Annotated in this window: 22 protein-coding genes and 1 pseudogene; 13 read left to right on the top strand and 10 right to left on the bottom strand. The window is 62.0% G+C overall.

The window, feature by feature from the left end:
* Positions 1-66 precede the first annotated feature (66 nt).
* Positions 67-657 carry a L,D-transpeptidase gene (locus DSM107133_RS00600; RefSeq protein WP_114293943.1) on the bottom strand — a complete coding sequence of 197 codons (591 nt, stop codon included), beginning with the start codon at positions 655-657 and terminating at the stop codon, positions 67-69.
* A 168-nt stretch (positions 658-825) separates the two neighbouring features.
* On the opposite strand from DSM107133_RS00600, the pseudogene DSM107133_RS00595 reads away from it, so the two are divergent.
* Positions 826-1,332 (top strand): annotated as a pseudogene (locus DSM107133_RS00595) (CAP domain-containing protein); the annotation flags it as partial.
* Between the two features lie 174 nt (positions 1,333-1,506).
* Here DSM107133_RS00595 and DSM107133_RS00590 read toward each other — a convergent pair.
* Complete coding sequence (locus tag DSM107133_RS00590) at positions 1,507-2,004, bottom strand: L,D-transpeptidase family protein (protein WP_114293941.1); 498 nt, start codon at positions 2,002-2,004, stop codon at positions 1,507-1,509.
* 105 nt (positions 2,005-2,109) lie between these two features.
* Positions 2,110-3,327 carry a class I SAM-dependent RNA methyltransferase gene (locus DSM107133_RS00585; RefSeq protein WP_114293940.1) on the bottom strand — a complete coding sequence of 406 codons (1,218 nt, stop codon included), beginning with the start codon at positions 3,325-3,327 and terminating at the stop codon, positions 2,110-2,112.
* Positions 3,328-3,432: 105 nt separating this feature from the next.
* Here DSM107133_RS00585 and DSM107133_RS00580 point away from each other — a divergent pair, with 105 nt between their 5' ends.
* Complete coding sequence (locus tag DSM107133_RS00580; protein WP_114293939.1) at positions 3,433-4,686, top strand: aminotransferase class V-fold PLP-dependent enzyme; 1,254 nt, start codon at positions 3,433-3,435, stop codon at positions 4,684-4,686.
* 49 nt (positions 4,687-4,735) lie between these two features.
* A complete protein-coding gene (locus tag DSM107133_RS00575; RefSeq protein ID WP_205387841.1) occupies positions 4,736-6,010 on the top strand; it encodes an acetylornithine deacetylase/succinyl-diaminopimelate desuccinylase family protein in 1,275 nt (424 codons plus the stop codon).
* On the opposite strand, the gene DSM107133_RS00570 is transcribed toward DSM107133_RS00575, so the two are convergent.
* A complete protein-coding gene (locus DSM107133_RS00570; protein ID WP_114293937.1) occupies positions 6,007-7,206 on the bottom strand; it encodes a hypothetical protein in 1,200 nt (399 codons plus the stop codon). The genes DSM107133_RS00575 and DSM107133_RS00570 overlap by 4 nt on opposite strands.
* Positions 7,207-7,296: 90 nt before the next feature.
* The gene (locus DSM107133_RS00565; protein ID WP_114293936.1) at positions 7,297-8,547 is read right to left on the bottom strand and encodes an Hsp70 family protein; all 1,251 of its coding nucleotides are present in this window, start codon (positions 8,545-8,547) and stop codon (positions 7,297-7,299) included.
* 130 nt (positions 8,548-8,677) lie between these two features.
* Between DSM107133_RS00565 and DSM107133_RS00560 the strand changes: the two genes are divergently transcribed.
* The gene (locus DSM107133_RS00560) at positions 8,678-10,156 is read left to right on the top strand and encodes an ABC transporter substrate-binding protein (protein WP_114293935.1); all 1,479 of its coding nucleotides are present in this window, start codon (positions 8,678-8,680) and stop codon (positions 10,154-10,156) included.
* A gap of 71 nt (positions 10,157-10,227) precedes the next feature.
* A complete protein-coding gene (locus tag DSM107133_RS00555) occupies positions 10,228-10,635 on the top strand; it encodes a cupin domain-containing protein (protein WP_114293934.1) in 408 nt (135 codons plus the stop codon).
* Here the strand turns inward: DSM107133_RS00555 and DSM107133_RS00550 are convergent.
* The gene (locus DSM107133_RS00550) at positions 10,632-11,759 is read right to left on the bottom strand and encodes an acetoin utilization protein AcuC (RefSeq protein WP_240310556.1); all 1,128 of its coding nucleotides are present in this window, start codon (positions 11,757-11,759) and stop codon (positions 10,632-10,634) included. The two genes, DSM107133_RS00555 and DSM107133_RS00550, sit on opposite strands and share 4 nt — an antisense overlap.
* 135 nt (positions 11,760-11,894) lie before the next feature.
* Here DSM107133_RS00550 and DSM107133_RS00545 point away from each other — a divergent pair, with 135 nt between their 5' ends.
* From DSM107133_RS00545 to DSM107133_RS00510, 8 genes are read left to right on the top strand one after another with little or no spacing between them, the layout of a single operon-like run.
* Entirely contained in the window at positions 11,895-12,842 is a 948-nt protein-coding gene (locus DSM107133_RS00545) for an ABC transporter permease (RefSeq protein ID WP_114293932.1), read from the top strand.
* Positions 12,839-13,654 (top strand): ABC transporter permease, encoded by an 816-nt coding sequence (locus DSM107133_RS00540; RefSeq protein WP_114293931.1) that lies wholly within the window; start codon positions 12,839-12,841, stop codon positions 13,652-13,654. The genes DSM107133_RS00545 and DSM107133_RS00540 overlap by 4 nt, the downstream gene beginning before the upstream one ends.
* Entirely contained in the window at positions 13,651-15,258 is a 1,608-nt protein-coding gene (locus DSM107133_RS00535; RefSeq protein WP_114293930.1) for an ABC transporter ATP-binding protein, read from the top strand. The genes DSM107133_RS00540 and DSM107133_RS00535 overlap by 4 nt, the downstream gene beginning before the upstream one ends.
* Entirely contained in the window at positions 15,251-16,699 is a 1,449-nt protein-coding gene (locus DSM107133_RS00530) for an aldehyde dehydrogenase family protein (protein ID WP_114293929.1), read from the top strand. Before DSM107133_RS00535 ends, DSM107133_RS00530 begins: the two co-directional genes overlap by 8 nt.
* 36 nt (positions 16,700-16,735) lie before the next feature.
* A complete protein-coding gene (locus tag DSM107133_RS00525) occupies positions 16,736-17,476 on the top strand; it encodes an SDR family oxidoreductase (protein ID WP_114293928.1) in 741 nt (246 codons plus the stop codon).
* Positions 17,473-17,823, top strand: a complete 351-nt coding sequence (locus DSM107133_RS00520) for a cupin domain-containing protein (protein WP_114293927.1) — start codon at positions 17,473-17,475, stop codon at positions 17,821-17,823. Before DSM107133_RS00525 ends, DSM107133_RS00520 begins: the two co-directional genes overlap by 4 nt.
* 4 nt (positions 17,824-17,827) lie before the next feature.
* Entirely contained in the window at positions 17,828-18,829 is a 1,002-nt protein-coding gene (locus tag DSM107133_RS00515) for a P1 family peptidase (RefSeq protein WP_114293980.1), read from the top strand.
* A complete protein-coding gene (locus tag DSM107133_RS00510; protein ID WP_240310555.1) occupies positions 18,822-20,186 on the top strand; it encodes a tetratricopeptide repeat protein in 1,365 nt (454 codons plus the stop codon). Before DSM107133_RS00515 ends, DSM107133_RS00510 begins: the two co-directional genes overlap by 8 nt.
* Positions 20,187-20,189: 3 nt before the next feature.
* Here DSM107133_RS00510 and DSM107133_RS00505 read toward each other — a convergent pair whose 3' ends face one another.
* The 4 genes from DSM107133_RS00505 to DSM107133_RS00490 form a co-directional block, all read right to left on the bottom strand.
* Positions 20,190-20,657 (bottom strand): c-type cytochrome, encoded by a 468-nt coding sequence (locus DSM107133_RS00505; RefSeq protein WP_114293925.1) that lies wholly within the window; start codon positions 20,655-20,657, stop codon positions 20,190-20,192.
* An 86-nt stretch (positions 20,658-20,743) separates the two neighbouring features.
* The gene (maiA, locus tag DSM107133_RS00500) at positions 20,744-21,388 is read right to left on the bottom strand and encodes a maleylacetoacetate isomerase (RefSeq protein ID WP_114293924.1); all 645 of its coding nucleotides are present in this window, start codon (positions 21,386-21,388) and stop codon (positions 20,744-20,746) included.
* A complete protein-coding gene (locus DSM107133_RS00495; RefSeq protein ID WP_114293923.1) occupies positions 21,385-22,080 on the bottom strand; it encodes a fumarylacetoacetate hydrolase family protein in 696 nt (231 codons plus the stop codon). Before DSM107133_RS00495 ends, maiA begins: the two co-directional genes overlap by 4 nt.
* A gap of 68 nt (positions 22,081-22,148) precedes the next feature.
* Positions 22,149-23,375 carry a DUF2254 domain-containing protein gene (locus tag DSM107133_RS00490; protein WP_114293922.1) on the bottom strand — a complete coding sequence of 409 codons (1,227 nt, stop codon included), beginning with the start codon at positions 23,373-23,375 and terminating at the stop codon, positions 22,149-22,151.
* Positions 23,376-23,441 lie beyond the last annotated feature (66 nt).

Raw genomic sequence — 23,441 nt, 5'->3', positions numbered from 1 at the left:
AACAGCAATCTAAGGCGATTGCAAACCCACTTTGCCGTGCAACCCGTGCTAATCAATCCGATGTCGTCAAATTAGCAACACTTGTGTGCCCACTTTGGCCATGGCGAACAATTCCTGAATATGTTCGTTGTAAAGACCGATGCATCCGTTGGAAGATTTACGGCCAATCTTGCGCGTGTCATGGGTTCCGTGGATCCGGTAATAGGTCCAGCTCAGATACAAAGCATGTGTTCCCAAGGGGTTGTCTGGGCCGGGACCGATATAGTCAGGCCACTCGGGGTTGCGCTGTTGCATCGACGGTGTCGGGCGCCAGCTGGGCCCCTCGACCTTTTGCACAACACTTGTGCGACCGCGGCGGGTCAGGTCATCGGTCAGCGGTACGCTGGAGGGATACAGTTTATAGACGGAACGGTCTTCGTTCCAGAAATGCACGGCACGGCTGTCAATATCGACAAGAATAGCGCCCTTTTTCAGGTTATCGAAATAAGGCTGCCAGTCGAGCGTGCGAAAGCTCGAAATGTTGCGACGTACAGATTGCGTAGGATCACGCTCGGCCTGACCCGCAGGAATCTGTGCAAGTGCGGGCGTTGCAAGCAACGCAGCAGACCCCGCCAAAAAGGCGCGACGGTTCTTGAATTCAAAACGCTTGCTGGACATTTTATGTCTTCCTGTTCTGCGAATAATGCATTTACCCTTGTATATATGGCCCGAAAGACGCAGTCGCAATTCAAACAACCGTCATCTGGCAAGCTCACGCCGATGTGCGTTTGAATTGCCACGCACAGCACTGTATCCCATTGCAAAACCAATCGACTGGAGCCTGTTATGATCCGTATTGTCTCCCTGCTTCTTGCAGGCCTTCTGGTGCTGAGCGCTTGCGCTGCTCCACCCTCGCAGCCAACACTCACATCGGACGGACGTCCGGCGCCAAAACTCTACCGCATCCGCGCGGGGGACACGTCAAAACTGCAATACCGTATGCTTGATTCGGTCAACGCAATGCGTCAGGCCCAAGGGGCCGCACCTGTCGAGCTGAACCCGCAGTTGAACGCCGCCGCCGCGACCCATTCGCGCGACATGTCGGTGCAAAACCGCCCCTGGCACTTTGGTTCGGACGGATCTTCGCCCATTGATCGCCTGCAACGCGTTGGCTACCCGGGGCGTCTTGTCGGCGAAAACATCTCGGAAACATACGAATCAGAGCTGGAAACGCTGGCTGCATGGATGGACCAGCAAGACACCCGTCGCACGATTCTGGCGCGTGACGCCAGCCAGATGGGCTTTGCGTGGTATCAGGAAAACAACGGCAAAATCTGGTGGACGCTGGTCATGGCCAACCCCAACAGCACTGCAATCGTACCGTTGGCCAACCCGACCGCGTCGCGTCGGGTCCCTGCGCGCGTGGATCAAACCACAACGTCTCAGGACGATGCCGCAGGCATTGTTGCAACAACCGAATAAACGGCTGATCTCGCGGCGGGCCACCGGCCCGTCGCCACCGCGCGCTTAAGGATTGATCTGGATCGGTGTCCCGTCGCCAACCATGGCATAGATATCTTCAATCTCTTTGTCGGTCACAGCGATACAACCCCAGGTCCAGTCGTTCTGCCCCTTTTTCCGCTTCTCCGAATTTCCGTGAATAAAGATGTCGCCGCCAGGGCTTTTACCCATGGCTTCGGCCGCTGCGCGGTCGGCTTGGTTCGGATAGGAAATGCCGACAGACAGGTGGAACTTGCTGTTCGGATTGCGCCGGTCAATCAGATACACGCCCTCGGGGGTGCGTCCGTCGCCCTCAAAGAACTTGTGGCCAATTGGCGCAAATCCCAAATCAATGGTATAGGCTTTCAGCACCCGGTCCTTGTGCAGCAGGAACATCTCGCGCTTGGACTTGTTCACCACCACAAATGTCACGGCAGGACCGTTGTAGCGTTTGAATTTGCTGGGGGTACACGCGGGCACAATCGCCGCCGCAACGCCGCCAAGGATCAGTGCCCTGCGTTTCATCGTAATCGTCCTGCCTTGTGTGCCCGTTATCAGGCTACCATTTACTGCGCGGTATTCGTACACCGAATCCGCGTATTCACCAAGCCGTTATCGCTTAAAAACAGGTCAGGCCCGCGTCAACTTGCCGACCAGTTCCACATGTGACGACCAGCGAAACTGGTCCACCGGCTGCACCCATTCCAGCACAAAGCCTGCCGCGACCAACTGTGCTGTGTCTCGCGCAAATGTCACCGGATTACACGAGACATAAGCCACGGTTTTCACGCTGCTTTCGATGATCTGCGCGACCTGAGCGGCAGCCCCTGCCCGCGGCGGGTCGATCACCACGGCATCAAATCGTTTCAACTCATCCGGCAGCAAGGGACGCCGGAACAGGTCGCGCGCCTCGGAGGTCAGGGGGCGCAAACCGCCCGCCGCGCGCCAGCCTGCCGCCAGCGCAGCCGTCATTTCGGCGTCGCCTTCAACCGCGTGCACTTCGGCATGGGCCAGCAAGGGAAAGCTGAAGGTGCCGCAGCCTGCGAACAGGTCCGCGACCGACTTGGCCCCTGCACAAATTTCCATCACCAACGCCTGCAAGGCATGTTCGCCGTGCACCGTGGCCTGCAGGAATGTGCCGGGTGGAGGCACGACCCGCGCCGCGCCAAAGGTCTGGAACGCCTGCCCGCGTGCGGCAATCACTTCGCCGTCCCACGCCAGACGGCACAACCCGTGCGTCTCGGTTGCCTGCGCCAATTGAATGCGCAGCGGACCGTCCAGCGGCTTGCCGCCCTGCACCGAAATGTCCAGCCCCTCGCCCGACAGGGTTGCGGCGACCGACATCTCGGCCTTGCGGCTGGAGCCGACCAGCGCCAGCGCCTTGGCCACCTCAAGCGCGGGCAACAGCGCGGGGTCGACCAGCAGGCAATCGGTCACTTCGACAATCACACCGGACGCACGGCCGTGAAACCCTGCGGTTGCGCCCTTTTTGGTGCGTTTCACCGAAAACGTCGCCCGTCTGCGCGACTGCGCGGGCGAGGTCAGCGTCGGGCGCACCTCGGTTTCCAGACGGTGGGCAGACAGCGCCGCCTTGACCACATCCGCCTTGAAATCCGCCACCAGCGCATCGCTGGCGTGCTGCAACTGGCAGCCGCCGCAGCTTTTGTAATGGCGACAGGGGGCCGCGACGCGGTCGTCCGACGGCACTTCGATGCGCACGTCGGTCAGTTGCGAGTCATTCAGCGTCCCGCTGACCACTTCGCCGGGCAACGTGCGGGGAACAAAAACCGGGCCTTCGGCAATGCCGTCGCCCTGATGTCCAAGGCGTATGATTGTGTGTTGTGTCATAGCGCGTTCCTTAGCGCGAAGCGTCGCCACACAGAAGCCCCATCGAACAGTTGCACCCGTCGCGAATTTGGCAGACCAATACGCGACACCCCAAAGGACATCAAAATGCCGTCACCGCTTGCCCCCCTGCTGGAAGACATCCGCGCCCGATTTGCCCATGTCGACGAATGCCCCTTTGCCGGGCCGCGCATCTTTTTCGAAAACGCAGGCGGCGCGCTGACGCTGAAATCGGCCGTCGAGACCTCGGCCAAGTTTGCAGCCATCCCCGACAACCAGGGACGCGACAACCCGGCGGCCAAGGCGCTGGTCGGGATCATCCAGACGGCCAAGGCGGATATGGCCACATTCTTCAACGCGCCCTCGGGCCAGTTCTTTGTCGGTGAAAGCGGCACCGAACTGTTGTTTCGACTGATCCGCACGGCGGTGATGGGTGCAAAGGGCACGGTGATCGGGTCCACCATCGAACACCCTGCCTCGCGCAGTGCCGCGCAGATCTGGGCGAAAAACGCCGGTGTAGACTATATCAGCGTGCCCCATGACGCCGCACGCGGGCTGGTCACCGCACAGGATTACGCCGCCGCGATGACGCCGGATGTGCGCGTCGCCACGATCCTGCACACCTCGCCCGTGACCGGCATGGGCATGGACATTGCAGCGATTTCACAAACCATTCGCGCCGTGTCGCCCGATTGCCTGATCATCGTGGACGGTATTCAGCACGCCAGCCACGGCGGCATCGACATCGCAGCCGCAGGCATCGACGGCTATGTGGTCAGCCCATACAAAGTCTTCTCGCGCCACGGTTATGGCGTGGCATGGGCATCCGACCGGCTGAGCCAGCAACCGCTTGAGGCGTTGATGGGCGGGCCATCGGAAAACTGGGAAATGGGCACCCGCGACACCGGCGCCTATGCGACATTTTCGGATGTGGTTGCCTATTTCGACTGGCTGGGCGGACAGGTGTCCGACGCCACCGACCGCCGCGCGCGGATCGAGGCGGCAGGCCAGGCCATCCACGCCCACGAAAAACACCTGACCGACACCATGCTGAACGGCACCGGCAATCTGCCCGGTCTGACCGACCTGCCCGGCGTGCAGATCATCGGCGGCAACGACAATCCGGCGCGCGAGGGTCTGGTTTGCTTTGCCATGGACGGAATGCCCGCTACGGATATCGTCGCCCGCCTGAACGATCAGGGCATTCGCACCCATGTGCGCAAGGCTGACCACTATTCCGGCAACGTGCTGGACCCGCTGGGTCTGCCCGCTGCGGTGCGCGTGTCCCTGTGCCATTACAACTCAGAGGCTGAAGTCACCGCCTTTCTGTCAGCCATGAAAAAAATGTCCGACGAGGCCTGAGCGAACTGCGCGCCTTGCCATTCCCGCGCATAGGTTCAAAACTATCACCATGACACTTTCCCGACGCATCACCGCCAAACGCGATGACCTGATCCAGCTGACGCAGGACCTGATCCGCATTCCCACGCTGAACCCTCCAGGTGAGAATTACCGCGAGATCTGCGAATTTCTGGAAAAACGCCTGAGCAAACACGGATTTCAGACTCAATTGATCCGCGCCCATGGCACACCCGGCGACAGTGATCGTTACCCTCGCTGGAACATCGTGGCGCGCCGCGAGGGGACGCAAACAGGCGAGTGCATACACTTCAACAGCCACACCGATGTGGTCGAGGTCGGTCAGGGCTGGACCTTTGATCCCTTTGGCGGCGACATCTCGGACGGCAAGATCTACGGGCGCGGGGCCTGCGACATGAAGGGCGGGCTGGCCGCGTCGATCATCGCCGCCGAAGCCTTCATCGAAGAGCATCCGAATTTTCAGGGTGCCATCGAAATCTCGGGCACGGCGGACGAGGAATCGGGCGGTTATGGCGGTGTTGCCTATCTCGCAGAGCAGGGATTTTTCGACCCTAACAAGGTGCAACACGTCATTATCCCCGAGCCCTTGCAAAAGGATCGCATCTGTCTGGGCCACCGCGGCGGCTGGTGGGCCGAGATCGAAACCAAGGGAGAGATTGCCCACGGTTCGATGCCGTTCCTAGGGGACTGCGCCGTGCGCCACATGGGCGCCGTCCTGTCCGAATTTGAAACCAAACTGTACCCGGCGATGGCCGCACGGTTCACCGAAATGCCCGTGGTGCCCGAAGGCGCGCGGCAGTCGACGATGAACATCAACTCGATCCACGGCGGACAAAAGGAACAGACCGACGATTTCACCGGCCTGCCCGCGCATTGCGTCCCCGACAGCTGCCGCATCGTGATCGACCGGCGCTATCTGGTCGAGGAAACGCTGGATCAGGTCCGTGACGAGGTAAAGGCGCTGCTGGAAGGTTTGCGCGAAACCCGGCCCGATTTTGAATATGAACTGACCGAGCTGAACAGCGTGATCCCGTCGATGACGGACAAGAGTGCCCCCGTTGTAGAGACTGTTGCGAAAGCAATCGAGGATGTGATGGGCAAGCCGCCGACCTATGTGGCGTCGCCCGGGTCCTACGACCAGAAACACATCGACCGCATCGGCAAGCTGAAGAACTGTATCGCCTATGGTCCCGGCCTGCTGGAACTGGCGCACAAGCCCGACGAATACATCGGAATCGACGACATGGTGGACAGCGCCAAGGTCATGGGCGCCGCGTTAGAGACGCTTTTGCTGCCCAAGGGCTAGCCTTCGGCCGACACCCCGAAGATCGCGATGGCAATGCCCAGCACGGCAAGGGCGGCAAAGCCCACGGCCTTGGGCCGCCCGCCAGCGTTTTGCCACGCTCCAATCGCCGCAATCGCGGACTGTATCGCGTAGTACAGCGCAAAAGCGCGCGAGGCGTAGCTGATGATTTCGAACACGCTGGCGGCCCATGTCAGCACCAGCCCGATGGCCACCAGCACGGCATAGCCCACACGGGTCGTCACACGTCCGCCGGTCAGTTCGGCAATCAAACCGCCGGAACCACCCGTATCGGCCACCGCCGCGCTGAACTGGGCGCTGATCGCCGCCGCGATCAGCAACAGCGGCAGGATTGGCGCGACAACGGCCATCAAGTCGATAATAGCCGTTTCGCTCAGCTGTATGGTGCCGGGTTCCATCGCATAGGTCAGAAGCAGGATGTAGATCATATAAATTGCCGTCGACAGCCACTGCGCCAGCTTCATCGACCGTATCCGCTCGGGTGCGCTGTAATCCGCACCCAGATACCGCGATGTTTCAAACCCCTGAACAGTCACCAGCAGCCCCGCAAAGAGCGTCAGCGCATGGATGCCACCCACCTGTGCAGGCTTGGCAATCAGATCACCGGCGACAGCCGTGTTGACAAAATACCAGCCCAGCCCGAACAACAGCCCCGCGATAATGGCCAGCTTTACCCCGACCGAAATCTGTTCGACCCGTTCAAGTGCGTGAAACCCTTTGGTCCAGCCAATCATCAGGATCACCGCAAAAACACCGCTGGTCACCAGCTTGGCGTCAACAGGTGTGTTCAACGGCGTCATGCTGACGGCAAAAGAGCCCAGCAAATTAAGATAGTAAGCCACGGAAATCACATAAGAAAAAGCCAGTGCCCATGATGCAAGTGTCTCAAGCGCATTTTCTGTGGTGTTGCGCGCGCTCACCTCGTCGGCCCTGCGTGCAATGTTGAACCGGATCGCCGCGCCGAAACAGTAGGCCATCAGACACAAGACCAGCATGACCAACGGCGCGTATTTGCCATAGGACGAATCAAGGATCGGCCCCAGCACCAGAAACCCGCTGCCGATGATTGACGCCAGGGGGGTGATCGCGGCGCGCCACAGGCGGGCCTGCGCCAGTTTGGGATACAGCAGCAATGCCCCTGCGCCGACAGTCACCAGAACAATAAATGCGTTCAACATGAAACGTACCTCTTTACCCCACACAGCGCATGACTGTTTTTCAGCACATGCGCCAGCCCGACTTTTGCAACCTGCGCGTCATATGCACCGTCAAAACGCCGTTTCGGATGCCAGCGCCAGACCTTCGACAATGCCGGTCAACGCAGCCCCGTGATGAACCCCGGCCTTGGGAAAGCGTTGCGTCAGGGCGCCCTGTATTACTGCCATCAGACTGGAACCCCCGACAAAGATCAGCCGGTCGATGGCCTCTGGCGCGACCTGCGCCTGCACCACCGCCTGCATCGCGGCCTCGCCCACCTGATCTGCCATATCGGCCAATCCGGCCCACATCATCGCGGCGGGCAGTGGAACCGACAAACCAGACTCTAACAAGGACAGTTTGATCTCTGGCAACGAGGTCGCGCCGGGATCATTCGCCGCGATCTTGCCCGCTTCGACCGCAAAGGCCAGATCGTGACCCAGCTCTTCCTCCAGCACCCGCACCAACCGGTTCAGCAAATTGGGCTGCACCGCGTATTTCGCCAGATCCTGCGCCGCGCGACGGCTTTCGGGCGCATAGAGAAAGGGGATCTTTTGCCATGTCGCCAGATCGGCAAACAACGCGCGGGGCGCGGTATGCACCTGATCGCCAAAGGCGTGGCGGATGTCGCTGCCCAACCCCAGATGCGGCATCACATGATCCAACGACAGCCGCCGGTCGAAATCGGTGCCGCCCAGACGCACACCATGACTGGCAAGAATATCAATGCCCGACGCCGCCCCGTGGCGGAACACGGTAAAATCCGAGGTCCCGCCGCCAATGTCGACGACCAACCCCAGATCACCGGCCTGCAACGCCGCGCGGCTGGCCAATGCGGCGGCCTCGGGTTCAGGCATGAACCTGACCGCTTCAAATCCCGCCTTGTGATAGCATTCGCTCAGGTCCACCAACGCCTGCGCATTGCGCGCCGCATCGGCGCTGTGAAACAACACCGGACGCCCCGACAATGCCCTGTCAAAGCGCAGCCCGCTTTCCGCTTCGGCGCGCGCCTTCATTGTGGCCAGAAACCGCGCCACGATGGTGATGAAATCCTGCCGTTCGTTCAGCAGCATCCGGCTTTCGCGCATCAATGGCGTGCCCAGCAGGCTTTTGAGGGCACGCATGTACCGCCCCTCGTCGCCCGCAATCAGCGCATCATTGGCCGGCCGCCCGTACACGGCCTTGCGCGCATCAAAATCAAAGAACACCGCCGTGGGTAGGGTCTGTTCGCCGGATTCAAGCGCAACCAGATGCGGCTGGCCGTCAATCGCATAGCCCGCTGCCGAATTCGATGTGCCAAAATCAATACCAAGGGTCGCCATGTCACCACTGCCTGAAAATATGCGAAAGCCGCCGCCATAACCGCTTGGCCTTACATGCGCAACACGGCACGCTGGCCAAAGCCCAAGGAACTGGCTAGCCTTTCAAAAAAACCAACCGGGAGTCTTCGACATGTTTCACATCCGTTCGCTTTTACTGGGGGTTGCATCGGCTGCGCTGATCGCCGGATCGGCTTTGGCCAAAGACGACATCACCGTCGCCCTGCAACTTGAACCACCGCACCTTGATCCCACCAGCGCCGCCGCCGGTGCGATCGATTCGGTTCTGTATTCCAACGTCTTCGAAGGGCTGACACGCTTTATGGGCGACGGGTCCATCGTGCCCGGTCTGGCCGAAAGCTGGGAGATTTCCGACGACGGGCTGACCTATACGTTCAAACTGCATGACGGCGTGACGTTCCACGACGGCACCACGATGGACGCCGAAGATGTGAAGTTCAGCCTGGATCGTGCCCGTGCCGAAGACAGCGTAAACGCGCAAAAGGGCCTGTTCGCGGGAATCGCGGATGTGGCGGTGGTTGATCCGCTGACGGTCAAGGTCACCCTGTCCGAGCCGAACGGCAACTTCCTGTTCAACATGGCATGGGGCGACGCGGTGATCGTGGCACCCGAAAGCATCGAGAACATCAAACAGACGCCCATCGGCACCGGCGCGTTCAAATTCGTGAACTGGGTGCAGGGCGACAAGATCGAACTGGAACGCAACGACGCCTATTGGGGGGATGCGCCGGCACTGGCCAAGGCGACGTTCAAATTCATCTCGGACCCAACCGCCGCCTTTGCCGCTGTGATGGCCGAGGACGTGGACGTGTTCTCGGGCTTTCCCGCCCCCGAAAACCTGCCACAATTCGAGGCCGACCCACGCTTTCAGGTGCTGGTCGGAAGCACCGAGGGCGAAACGATTCTGTCGACCAACAACGCCCAGCCGCCCTTTGACAACGTCAAGGTCCGCGAGGCACTGGCCCATGCCATCGACCGTCAGGCGATTATCGACGGGGCAATGTTCGGTTACGGCACGCCCATCGGCACGCATTTCGCACCGCACAACCCTGCCTATGTCGATCTGACCGGCCTGAGCGAATATGACCCCGAGAAATCCAGGGCACTGCTGGCCGAGGCTGGCTTTGCCGACGGGTTCGAAACCACGCTGCACCTGCCGCCCCCGTCCTATGCCCGTCGCGGCGGCGAGATTGTCGCGGCACAGCTGGCCGAGGTCGGCATCAAGGCCGAGATCATCAACGTCGAATGGGCGCAGTGGCTGGAAACCGTGTTCAAGGGCAAGAACTTTGGCCTGACCATCATTTCGCACACCGAACCGATGGACATCGGCATTTACGCCAACCCGGATTACTATTTCCAATACAACAACCCGGATTTCCAGGCGCTGATGACCAAGCTGAACAGCACCACCGATCCCGACATGCGCACGCAACTGCTGGGCGACGCCCAGCGCATGATTTCCGAGGATTACGTGAACGGCTACCTGTTCCAGCTCGCGGCGCTGTCGGTGGCCAAGGCCGAAGTGCAGGGCCTGTGGGCGAACGCACCAACACAGGCCACCGACCTGACCGGCGTCAGCTGGGCGGACTGAGCGGTGTTACCATTTTGACAAAGGGCGGCGGCAACGTCGCCCTTTTTGCTTTTCCTCAAAGGAGATCACCGATGGACATCCACAAATACGGCGCACGACCCCGCACACAGGCACCGGCAGAGTATTTTACCGGCGATGTCTGGCAAGACCCCGTTGTCACCGCGCCCGAGCCTGCACGTCTGCGCGCGCTGATCGTCACCTTTTCTGCGGGCGCACGCACCGCATGGCACACGCATCCGCTGGGCCAGACCCTGCATGTGATGTCAGGCGAAGGGCGCATTGCCCTGCGCGGGCAGCCGCCGCGCGTCATTTCGGCCGGCGATACGGTCTGGATACCCCCGCACGAGGAGCATTGGCACGGCGCCGCGCCTGACAGCGAGATGGTGCATATGGCGATGCAGGAGGCGCTGGATGGCACCGCCGCCGACTGGCTGGAACATGTCAGTGACGCCGACTATGCCATTGCGCCTGCAGGCTAAAACCGCGCTGCCAGCCGCGCCACATCGGCCCGCACGCTGTCGCGTATTGGCCCGCCGCGCGGGGTGTCGCGCAGGGTGGTGAACCACGCAGGATCAGGATTGCGCCCCCGCGCGTTGCCCTGAAACACCAGACCGCGCAGCACCTGTTGCGCGGGTTCGGGCAACAGAGGCGGAATCGCATGGCTGTTCAGCGTGGCCCAGACCCCCGTCCACAGGCGCCCCGCCGACCACGGATTGTAACCGCCACCGCCCAGCACCAGCAGGCGCGGTGCCATGCCCATCAGCCCCGCCACAATCTGCCAATGCGCGTTGTTCGACAAAGACAGATGCGACAACGGATCATCCGCCACCGCATCGGCACCGCATTGCAGCACAATTGCATCAGGACGGAATGCGGCCACGGCGGGCAGGATCAACCCATCGCGGATCAGCGCCATTTCATCGTCGTTCAGCAACCGCGGCACCGGCAGATTGAACACTTTGCCCGCGCCCTGATCCTCAAGCGCACCGGTGCGCGGCCACAGACCCGCCTCGTGCACGGACAGCACCAGCGTGTCGGGATCATCTGCAAACCCGTGCTGGACCCCGTCGCCATGATGGGCGTCGATATCAATATAGGCGATACGCGCCGCCCCGCTGGCCCGCAGCGACCGGATTGCCAGCACCGGATCATTGAGAAAGCAAAACCCGCTGGCACGATCCGGCATCCCGTGATGGGTGCCGCCTGCGGGGTGAAACACCGCGCCGCCGCCCGACAGCAGCTCGCCCGCCAGCAACGACCCGCCCGCCGCTGTCGCCGGACGGCGGAACATTTCGGGGAATACCGGATTTGACGGCGTGCCCAGATGGTGCCGCGCGCGCACTGCGTCACTGACGGCCTGTTCTGCCTCGGCACGCAAAAGGGCGGCGATGTATTCGGGGCTGTGCCATCCGGTCAGTGCCGCAGGTTTGGCGCGCGGGCTGGTGACATAGGCCGCGCGCGGCAGCCAGCCCAGCGCCCGCGACAGATCTATCACCGTGGACACGCGCGGCACCCGCAGCGGATGCCAGCGCCCGTAGGTCGAGGCGCGGTAAATCTCGTGTCCGATGAACAGCGGACGCGGCAAGGGGACTATGGCAGACATCCGCCCCATTACACCACGTTTGCGCACAGAGAGGACAGCCGACAAAACAGCCCGCCACCAATTTTCGCAGCGTCCTATGGCCTGCGATGCTGACAGCGCTAGACCCTGCCGCGATCCGCGCCTAACGTGCCGGCAATGCTACGCTATACCCTCAAACGCCTTCTGTCGCTTTGCATCAGCCTCGCCGTTGCGTCGCTGGTTATCTTCTTTGTGATCGAAGTGGCGCCGGGCGATCCGGCAACCTTTATGCTGGGGATCAATTCGCAACCCGACACCATCGCCGCCCTGCGTACCGAGCTGGGGCTGGACGTGCCCAAATGGCAGCGTTACCTGACATGGGTCGGCGGGCTGCTGACCGGTGATTTCGGCACCTCCTACACCTATCGCACCCCAGTCGCGCAGATGATTGCCGACCGTTTGTGGGTGTCGCTGCCGCTGGCGGTCTATGCGCTGACACTGAGCACGCTGATTGCCTTTCCCACCGGCATCTATGCCGCGTCGCGCCGGGGCAAGGCGGGCGATGTGGCCGTGATGGGGGCCACACAACTGGGTGTCGCGATCCCGAATTTCTGGTTTGCCATGATGATGGTGCTGCTGTTCGCCATCAACCTGCGCTGGTTCAGTGCGGGTGGCTTTGTCGGCTGGGACAAGGGGCTGGGCGCGGGCCTGTGGTCGCTGACCCTGCCCGCGATTTCGCTGGCGCTGCCACAGGCGGCGATCCTGTCGCGGGTCATGCGCTCGGCGCTGCTGGACGTGCTGGGCGAGGATTTCATGCGCACCGCACGGGCCAAGGGACTGACGCGCGGACAGGCGCTGTGGCGGCACGGGCTGCGCAACGCAATGATTCCTGTGCTGACCATCATCGGGCTGCAATTCTCGTTCCTGCTGGCGGGCGCAATCATCATCGAACAGGTGTTCTATCTGCCCGGACTGGGACGGCTGGTGTTCCAGTCGATCAGCGCCCGCGACCTGATCGTGGTGGAAAGCGTGGTCATGCTGCTGGTGTTTTCCGTCATCTTGGTGAATTTTGCGGTTGATCTGGCCTATGCGCTTGTCGATCCCCGCCTGAGGAACCGCACATGAGCCGCAACCTGATCATCGGAGGGCTGCTGACATCGCTGGTCGTGCTGGCCGCCTTGCTCAGCTTTGTCTGGACGCCCTTTGCCCACACCGCGATGGACATCCCGCAAAAGCTGCAAACCCCCAATGCCCTGCACTGGCTGGGCACCGATCATTTCGGGCGCGACATCCTGTCGATGATCATGGTTGGTGCGCGCACCTCCATCGCCGTGGCCTTTGTCGCGGTGGGCATCGGTATGCTGATCGGCGTGCCGCTGGGGCTGTGGGCCGCCGCGCGCAAGGGCAGCTGGGTGGACGAACTGATTATGCGTGGCAACGATCTGGTCTTTGCCTTTCCCAGTCTGGTCATTGCCATCCTGATCACTGCCATCTTTGGCGCCGGTGCGATCAATGCGATCATCGCCATCGGCATCTTCAACATTCCGGTCTTTGCCCGCGTCACCCGCGGCGGTGCCCTACCCATTCTGGCGCGCGAATTCATCATGGCGGCGCGCGTTTCCGGCAAGGGCGACGCGCGGATCGCGTTTGAACATGTGCTGGGCAATGTCGCCAACCTGCTGATCGTGCAGGCGACGATCCAGTTCAGTTTGGGTATTCTGGCCGAGGCGGCGCTGTCCTATGTGGGTCTGGGTGCGCAACCGCCCACGCCCAGTTGGGGCCGGATGCTGGCCGATGCACAAACGCTGGTCAGTATCGCACCGCACATGGCGCTGATCCCCGGTTGTGCAATCATCATCACCGTTTTGGGCCTGAACCTGCTGGGCGACGGGCTGCGCGACATGCTGGACCCGAAACTGCGGGTGTCACGGATATGAGCCTGCTGAGCGTTCAAAACCTGACAATGGGCATCCACAGCCATCCGGTGCTGCACGATGTAACTTTCGAGGTCGCCAAGGGCGAGGTTGTGGCAATCACCGGCGAAAGCGGGTCGGGCAAGTCGATGACCGCCTTTTCTGTGATGGGGCTGGCCCCTGATGGCGCGCGCGCCACGGGTCGGATTATGCTGGGCGACACCGACCTGCTGACCCGGACCGAGGCGCAGATGTGCGCCCTGCGCGGCAATGCCATCGGCATGGTGTTTCAGGAACCCATGACCGCGCTGAATCCGGTGAAAACCATCGGTGATCAGGTGGCCGAAACCATCCTGATCCATGGTGCCGGCACCCGCGCCGAGGCGATGCAGATCGCCGCCGACACCCTGACCCGCGTCGGCCTGCCACAAGACCGCTTTCCGCTGGGGCGGTTCCCGCACGAACTGTCCGGTGGCCAACGCCAGCGGGTTGTCATCGCCATGGCCATCGCCCTGCGCCCCGCGCTGCTGATCGCGGATGAACCGACAACCGCACTGGATGTCACGACACAGGCCCAAATCCTGCAACTGCTGGCCAAGCTGGCGCGCGAGGATGACATGGGGCTGCTGATGATCACCCATGATCTGGCCGTGGTGTCGGAAATGGCCGACCGTATTGTGGTCATGCAACATGGCAAGATCGTCGAACAGGGCGACACCGCCCACCTGCTGCGCAACATGCGCCACCCCTATACGCGATTGCTGTTTGCCGCCTCGACCCATCAGGTTGATCTGCCGCCGCTGAAATCCGATGCGCCCCTGTTGCGTGTCGATGGAGTTAGCCGCGATTACCGAACACCGCGCAAGTCGCTGTTCGGTGCGCCCGGCACCTTTCGCGCCGTGAACAACGTCAGCTTTGACATCAAAAAGGGCGAACGCCTTGGCCTTGTCGGGGAAAGCGGATGCGGAAAATCGACCCTGACACGGGCGATTCTGGGTCTGGAGGATGTGCAAGGCGGCAGCATCACCCTGAACGGCGCGCCGGTGTTTTCGGCGGGCCGCGCCAACCTTGCCGTGCGCCGCAACATGCAGGTGGTGTTCCAGGACCCCTACGGCAGCTTCAACCCGCGCCATCGCGTATCACGGCTGATCACCGAACCGTTCTATCTGCTGGACGACCCGCCCAAGGGGCAGGCCCGCACCGACCTGATCGCCGAAACGCTCGAGGCTGTGGGCCTGTCCGCGGCGGATGCCGACAAATACCCCCACCAGTTTTCGGGCGGGCAACGCCAGCGCATCGCCATCGCGCGGGCACTGATCATCCGCCCCGAAATCATCGTCTTTGACGAGGCGGTCAGCGCACTGGATGTTTCGGTGCGCGCGCAGATACTTGATTTGCTGGCCGATCTCTGCCGCCAATACGATCTGACCTATCTGTTCATCAGCCATGACCTGAGCGTGGTGCGCACGGTCAGCGACCGTGTGCTGGTGATGCAATCGGGCCAGATCGTTGAACATGGACCCACCGAACAGGTCTTTTCCGACCCGCAACACCCCTACACTCAAACCCTGATCGCCGCCGCACCGTCGCTGCCCGATCTGACAAACAAGGCCACCGCACATGTCTAACCCTCTTTGGTTTGATCCCACCGAAATTCTGATCGGTGGCACATGGCGACCCTGCGCCAGCGGTGAAACGATCCCGCTGGTCAACCCGTCGGATGGCAGCGCACTGGCGCAAATCGCGCGCGGCACCAGCGCTGACATCGACGCTGCTGTGACTGCGGCACAGGCCGCCTTGGACGGGGATTGGGGCCGTATGACGGCGCTGGAACGGGGCCGCATCCTGACCGAGATTGGCCGCCGCGTGCTGGAACACGTCGACGCTTTGGCCACGCTTGAGGCCTGCGACGTGGGCAAACCACTGACCCAGGCCCGTGCCGATGCAGTCGCACTGGCCCGTTACATGGAATTCTACGGCGGGGCCGCCGACAAGGTGCATGGCGCGACCATTCCCTATCTGGACGGCTACACCGTCTATACGTTGCGCGAGCCGCACGGGGTCACGGGGCATATCGTGCCGTGGAACTATCCGATGCAGATCATCGGGCGCAGCGTCGGGGCCGCCCTGACCATGGGCAACGCCTGTGTGCTGAAACCGGCGGAAGAGGCATGTCTGACCGCGCTGGCCTTTGCCCGCATCTGTCAGGACGCGGGCCTGCCCGATGGCGCGCTGAACGTCGTCACGGGCATTGGCGTCGAGGCCGGTGCCGCCCTGACCAGCCACCCCGGCATTCACCACATCAGCTTTACCGGATCGGTGCGCACCGGCGCGCTGGTGCAACAGGCAGCGGGTGCCAACGTGGTGCCCGTGACGCTGGAACTGGGCGGCAAGTCCCCGCAGCTGGTCTTTGACGATGCCGATCTGGATGCAGCGCTGCCGTTTCTGGTCAACGCGGGCATCCAGAATGCGGGCCAGACCTGTTCGGCGTCTTCGCGCATTCTGGTGCAGCGCGGTGTCTATGACGCCGTGCGCAACCGCATGGCCGAGGCCTATCGCGCGCTGACTGTCGGCCCCGCAATGGACGATTTGCGCGTGGGTCCGGTGATCTCCAACCGCCAGCGCGACATCGTGCAGGGCTTTCTGGACAAGGGCGCGGACCTGACCATCGCCGCCACCGGACAATTGCAAAACGCCCATGCCGACGGGGCCTATGTGCTGCCGACACTGTTTGCAGATGTGCCGCCCGATCACACATTAGCCCGCGACGAGATTTTCGGCCCGGTTCAGGTGCTGATCCCCTTCGACACCGAAGAGGAAGCGGTGCAGATTGCCAACAGCACCGACTACGGCCTTGTCGCCGCCATCTGGACCGCCAACGGCGCGCGCCAGATGCGGCTGGCCAAGGCGCTGCGTGCCGGTCAGGTGTTCATCAACAACTATGGCGCAGGTGGCGGTGTTGAACTGCCGTTCGGCGGCAGCGGCAAGTCCGGCCATGGGCGGGAAAAAGGGTTCGAGGCCCTCTACGGCTTTTCCACACTCAAAACGGTCGCCGCGCATCACGGCTGACCGCGCACCCACAATACCGACATCAGGGAGAACACCATGCGACTAAACGGAAAAACAGCGATCGTGACAGGTGCCGCCTCAGGCTTTGGCGAAGGCATCGTGCGCCGCTTTGCCGCTGAAGGTGCGCGTGTTCTGGTGGCTGACATCAACGGGGACGGCGCGGCCAAGGTCGCTGCCGATCTGGGCGCGGAATACTGTCAGGTTGACGTGGGCAAGGGCGCATCGGTGCAGGCCATGGCCGATGTTGCGCTGAAAACGCTGGGTCATGTGGATATTCTGGTGAACAACGCCGGCATCACCCATCTGCCGCAACCGATGGAAGACGTAACCGAGGACGAGTTTGACCGCGTGTTCAACGTCAACATGAAATCGGTCTATCTGACCGCCCGCAGCCTTGTGCCGCATATGAAGCAACGCGGCACCGGTGCGATCCTGAACATCGCGTCCACCGCAGGCGTGTCGCCGCGTCCGAACCTGAACTGGTACAACGCATCAAAGGGCTGGATGATCACCGCGACCCGCACGATGGCCGTCGAACTGGCCCCCAGCAGCGTGCGCGTCAACGCCCTGAACCCGGTGGCGGGGGAAACGCCATTGTTGAAATCCTTCATGGGCGAGGACACACCGGAAATACGCGCCAAGTTCCTGTCGACGATCCCGCTGGGCCGTTTTTCGCAACCCGAAGATCTGGCAAATGCCGCGCTGTTCCTGTGCTCGGACGAGGCCAGCATGATCACCGGCGTTGCCATGGAAGTGGACGGAGGGCGCTGCATATGAGGACAGTCAATCTGGCGGCCAAGCTGGCACAGTTCAGCACCCATTGGGACCCGCATGTGGTCGCTGATTACAACGACAATGACGTGATGGTGGTCAAATTTCAGGGCGCGTTCCCCTTTCACCTGCACGAGGACACCGATGATTTCTTTCTGGTGCTCGAAGGCGAGATGGTGATGGAGCTGGAAGACGCCCAGCACCGTGTCGGCGCGGGGGAATTGTTTATCGTGCCGCGTGGCGTCACCCACCGGCCCCGCGCCGCAGCCGAATGCAAGGTGCTGCTGATCGAACCCAAGGGCGTGCCGAACACCGGCGATCCGGCCACAGCCGCCCCGAAACCACGGATCTGACATGATGACACCCGGCCCCCGCAACCTGCTGACCGACGTGCCCGGCCTGCGTGTCGGCAACGCCACCGACCAAGTGCTGAAATCGGGGGCGACCATCGTCACCGCCGATACGCCGTTCACCGCATCCGTGGCCGTTATGGGCGGCGCGCCCGGCACGCGCGAGACGGACCTGCTGCAACCCGACAAATCGGTGGCGGCGGTCGATGCGCTGGTGCTGTCGGGCGGCTCGGCCTATGGGCTGGATGCCTGTTCGGGTGTGGTTGACGGGCTGCGGGCGATGGGGCGCGGTTACCGGATTGCCGATGCCGTGATCCCGCTGGTGCCGGGCGCGATCATCTTTGACCTGCTGTCGGGCGGCGACAAGGATTGGGACGAAAACCCCTATCGCAAGCTGGGCCGCGCAGCACTTGAAGCCGCCAGCGACAGCTTTGATCTGGGCAGCGTTGGTGCGGGCACCGGGGCGATTACGGCGATGATGAAAGGCGGGCTGGGTTCGGCATCGCTGGTGTTGCCGGATGGTACGACCGTGGCCGCGCTGGTGGCGGCGAACCCGATGGGGGCCGTGACCACACCGGGCGACACACATTTCTGGGCCGCCCCCTTCGAGATTGATGGTGAATTCGGCGGCCTTGGCCCCGACCCCGCCAGCGGGCTGGGACGTACGCTGGACAGCCGCAAGGTCAGTGCGGTGATCGAACGCGCCAACACCACCATCGCCATTGTCGCCACCGATGCCGCCCTGACAAAGGCGCAATGCCAGCGTGTTGCATGGGCCGCGCATGACGGCATCGGCCGCGCCTGCGTGCCTGCGCACAGCCCCGGCGACGGCGATCTGGTCTTTGCCCTGTCCACCGGCGCGCGGCCCATGCAGGATGATCACCGCGACCTGTCGGTGATCGGCCATGCCGCTGCGGTCTGCCTGTCACGGGCCATTGCACGCGGCGTCTATCTGGCCCACGCTGAGCCGGACGACCTTTTGCCGTGCTGGAGGGATTTGAATGCCTGAGATGACCGACCTCTATGGCCTACCCGTCACCGGTGCCGATAATGCCGCCCTGCAAGGCATCGAAGACTTTGTGCACGGTTTCATCAGCTTTCAGACCAAGGCCACCAACGTGCTGAAGGCCGCAGAAGCCGCGCCCGATTGCGCGCTGATCAACGCCTATGCCGCGATCCTGTATATGCTGCTGGAAGCCCCCGTTGCCCCGAAACTGGCCGCGCCCTTTCTGAAGGCTGCCGAAGCTGCCGCCCCGAACGCCACCCCGCGCGAACAGGCCACGGTGAACGCCGCGCGGTTGTTCCACGACGGTCGGATTCCAGAACTGATTGCCCTGTGCGAGGAAACCATCCGCCGCTATCCGCGCGACATGGTGATGCTGAAACTGGGCCAGTACCACACGTTCAACACCGGCGACTTTCCCGCGATGCTGCGCATTGCCACCCGCGCCTTTCCAGGGGCTGACGACATCGCCTATGCCCACGGGATGCTGGCCTTCGGATACGAGGAATGTCACCTGCTGGATCAGGCCGAAGCCGCCGCGCGCCGCGCCATGCAACTGCGCCATGACGAGCCATGGGCGCATCACGCGCTGGCGCATATCTATCTGACGCGCGGCGACGTGACCGGCGGCATTGTCTTTCTGGAAAGCGTCGCGGACACATGGCGCGATCTGAACAGCTTTATGCACAGCCACAACTGGTGGCATCTGGCGCTGTTCTACATCAGCCAGGGGCGGCACGCCGATGTACTGCAAGCCTATGATGAACACGTCTGGGGGCTGGCCAAGGACTACAGTCAGGATCAGGTCGGGGCCGTGTCGCTGCTGGCGCGGCTGGACTTCGCGGGCATCGACGTGGGCGACCGCTGGGCCGATGTGGTGGCCCATGTGGCGCAGCGCGGGGCCGATACGGTCAGCCCGTTCCTGACGCTGCAATACCTGTATGGGCTGGGGCGCACCGATGATCGTGCAGCGATGAATGTGCTGATGCAGGCGATCACGGACCGCGCCGCCGACAGCACGCTGCACGATTACCGCGCATGGGCCGAAGTGGCGCTGCCCGCAGCCCAAGGGATCGTGGCACATGCCAACCGCGACTGGGCCGAAGCCGCGCGGCTGATGGGCATCGCCCTGCCCCGGCTGGCTGAATGTGGCGGCAGCCACGCCCAGCGCGACCTGTTTGACCAGATCCATCTGGATGCGTTGATGGAAAACGGCGACGTGGCGCGGGCGCAGCAGGTGCTGGAAATGCGGCGCACCTATGATCCTGACGGGGTGCCGCTGAACCGGATGCTGGCCGAGGTCTATGCCCGCAATGGCCTGCCGGAACTGGCAGCGCAGGCACAGGGCCGCGCCACCCGTTAGATCTTAGCTGTCGTTGTCGGCAGGCGCCGTTTCGGCATCGGCTGGAGCAACCTCGGGGCCGACGCGTGCAAGATAGGCTGCAACATCTGCGCCGCCTTTCTTCAGCTTGTATGTCATGCCTGACTTGGCCTTGGAATCGTCCAGAAACCCGCGCAGGAATTCACGCGGATCAACGACATATTCCGCCAGCGACTCTTCTGACCAGACCAGACCGGCCTCGCCCGCAGCAACGATGTCTTTCTGATACTTATAGCCCTCGGCGGTGCCGGCCTGACGACCGATCACACCATACAGGTTCGGGCCGGTGCGCCCGCCCTTTTCAATCACCTCATCGCCGTTTGCGATCATGTGACAGCTTTTGCATTTCTTGAAGGTTTTGGCCCCCGCATCCGCATCGCCCATGGCGTGACTGTCTGCATAGGCAGGCGTGGCAAGGGCAAGGATGGCGAGAACACGGAACATGGGTTTCATTCGGCAACTCCGATCAACTGGGTTCAGGTTTGGCTGACCCAAGAATAACACACGCCCCCGCAAAGGCCGCGTGCCACGGTGTCGCATCATACGGCGTCCGGCTGATTGGCCGGGGCCGCACGTTCGAATGCGGGCAGCGCCATGCAGGCGTCGTGAATGCGTGTGATGGTGGGATAAGCGCCCATTTCCACGCCAAAGCGGGAATTGTTCAGCACCTGCGCGAACAGGCACAGATCGGCCAGACCGGGAGTATCACCATGACAAAACGTGCCGGTCTCGGGCTCGGACGACAAACGCGCCTCGAGACTTTCCATACCCGCCTGCGCCCACTTGCGGAACCACGCCGCCTTGCCTTCGGCATCAACGCCGTATTCGGTTTCAAGATGCTTGAGAATGCGCAGGTTGTTCACAGGATGTACATCTAACGCGATAATATGTGCAAGACTGCGCACCCGCGCACGGCCCCATGCATCGGCGGGCAGCAATGGCGGCTGCGGGTGGACCTCGTCCAGCCACTCGATGATCGCCAGCGACTGCGGCAGCGCACCGTCATCCGTCACCAATGTCGGCACCAGCCCTTGCGGGTTCAGCGCCAGATGCGCCGCCCCGCGCTGTTCGTCCTTGAGCAGCGCATAGGACACATAGTCATAGTCCAGCCCCTTGAGGTTCAGTGCCGCCCGCACCCGTGTCGAGGTGGACGAGCGAAAATAGTTGTGCAGAACAAGGGTCATGCGGGTTCTCCAATGGTTACTTGCAATTCGCCAATGCCATCAACGCCACCTGTTATCACGTCGCCGGGCGTAACCGCCCCCACGCCGGCCGGGGTGCCTGTCATGACGATGTCGCCGGGGGCCAGTGTCATCGCCTGGCTCAGCGTGGCGATATGGTCGGCTACAGGCCAGATCAGGTCGGCAATGTCTGCGTCCTGCTTGATCTCGCCGTTCACGGCCAGCCAGATACGCCCTTGGGTCAGGCTGGGGACATCGGCCATCGGCACAATGGGGGCAATCGGCGCGGACTGGTCAAAGGCCTTGCTCCAGTCCCACGGACGGCTCATCTTTTTGGCCTCGTTCTGCAAATCGCGGCGGGTCAGGTCAATGCCAACAGACGCCCCCCAGATGTGGTTTGGCACGTCGGCAACCGCGATGTTGGCGCCACCTTTTCCGATGGCAATGACCAGCTCGATCTCGAAGTGCAGGTCCTCGGTCAGCGGCGGATAGGGCACCGTGCAGGGTGTATCCACCACCGCATCCGCAGGTTTGGTGAAAAAGAACGGCGGATCGCGGTCGGGATCATTGCCAAATTCGCGGGCGTGGGCGGCATAGTTGCGCCCCACACAGAAAACACGGCGCACCGGAAAGCGGTCGGTGCGGCCTGCAACAGCCAAAGCGGCCTGAGGGGCGGGCGGGAAGACAAAGCTCATGGCAGGGGCCTTTCGAACATCATTGCCCTGTTGTGGGCCAAGCCGCCCGGTTTGGCAAACGTCTGCGCTCAGTCCCCTGAAAAATCCTTGAGCAGCGCGGCAACGGTCTTTTTATGATCGCCCGTGGCCGCATCCAGCAGGCTGCGCAGGCAGAACATCCAGTGGTCGCGCGCCATTTTATCCGCCATGCAATAGGGCGCCGCCGCGCGGAAACTGATGTCCAGCAAATGCTTCAGCGTCAGGCTGCGGTACTGTACGCGCGGGCGCGACACGGGGTTCAGGCCACCCTTGTGCTGCAACGCAACGCTGATGCCATTGCGCAGCCAGTTCAGGCAATTGATTGCGGTAAACGGATCATTCACCCCCGGTGACAAGGCGCGCGCGGCCATTTCAACCAGCTGGTCGATCATAAACGTGATGTCCTGCGCCTCGGTCTGCTCTTCACCAACCGCAAAGCTGGAACACAGCTTGTCACATTGCTCGGCAGTGGGGGCGCTGGCTGAATGGATCGTCAGAACAGTCTCGTGGACGCTGACAAAACTGCCGATTTCAACGGCGACATCTATAACCCAATCGTTTTCCTCGGCCAGAGTGCACAGGCCCGCCAGATCAAGCTGCTGGATATAGCCCGCCTGCCCAAGGCTCAACTCGGTCGCCGTCGCGTCTTTGGCGGGGACTTCGACTGGTTCCGCTGTTCGGTCTGCATGGTTGTCAATGATCCGTTCGATTCCGCCTGCAAGCCTGCGACCCAAAGCGGCAGAGATGTTCGACACGTTGATGGTTTCGGGAATGTGGTGCAGGAAATAGATCAGTGTCGACACCGACAGCAGCGTCAGCAACAAGGCCACCAGCATCGAATATTGCGGAACAAAGGACTCCAGCCCGTCCGCGCCGGAACTTTGCACGGCACGCAAGATCATCAACGCATAGACAAAAGACGAAATCAGAATGCCAAGGCTGACCTGATTGCCCCGGTCGCGCATGAAATTGCCAATCAGACGCGGCCCGAAATTGCCCGACGCAAAAGACACGGCCACCATTGTGATCGAAAACATGACGCCGGTCACACCGATGATCGACTGCGCGATTACCGCCAAAGTCTGGCGCGCGCCGTCAACCTGCGTATCCAGAAAATCATCCGGCAGGGCCAGCGGCAGAACATCGGGATTATGGTCGATAAACTGGGTCAGCTCGGACAACAGCAGCGCTGCAAACACAAGCGTCGAGGGAATGAACCAATAGCTCGACCGCACGTCCTGTGCGATTTTCAGAACATAGGCGCGCGATCCGAACATATATCTCTCCAAACTTTCATGCCTCAATGTGGGGCTGAACAGCTGCACGGCAATGGCGGCAATTTT

Source organism: Pseudosulfitobacter sp. DSM 107133, from assembly GCF_022788695.1.
Taxonomy (GTDB): domain Bacteria; phylum Pseudomonadota; class Alphaproteobacteria; order Rhodobacterales; family Rhodobacteraceae; genus Pseudosulfitobacter.
This window is presented reverse-complemented; position numbering and strand designations above follow the sequence as displayed.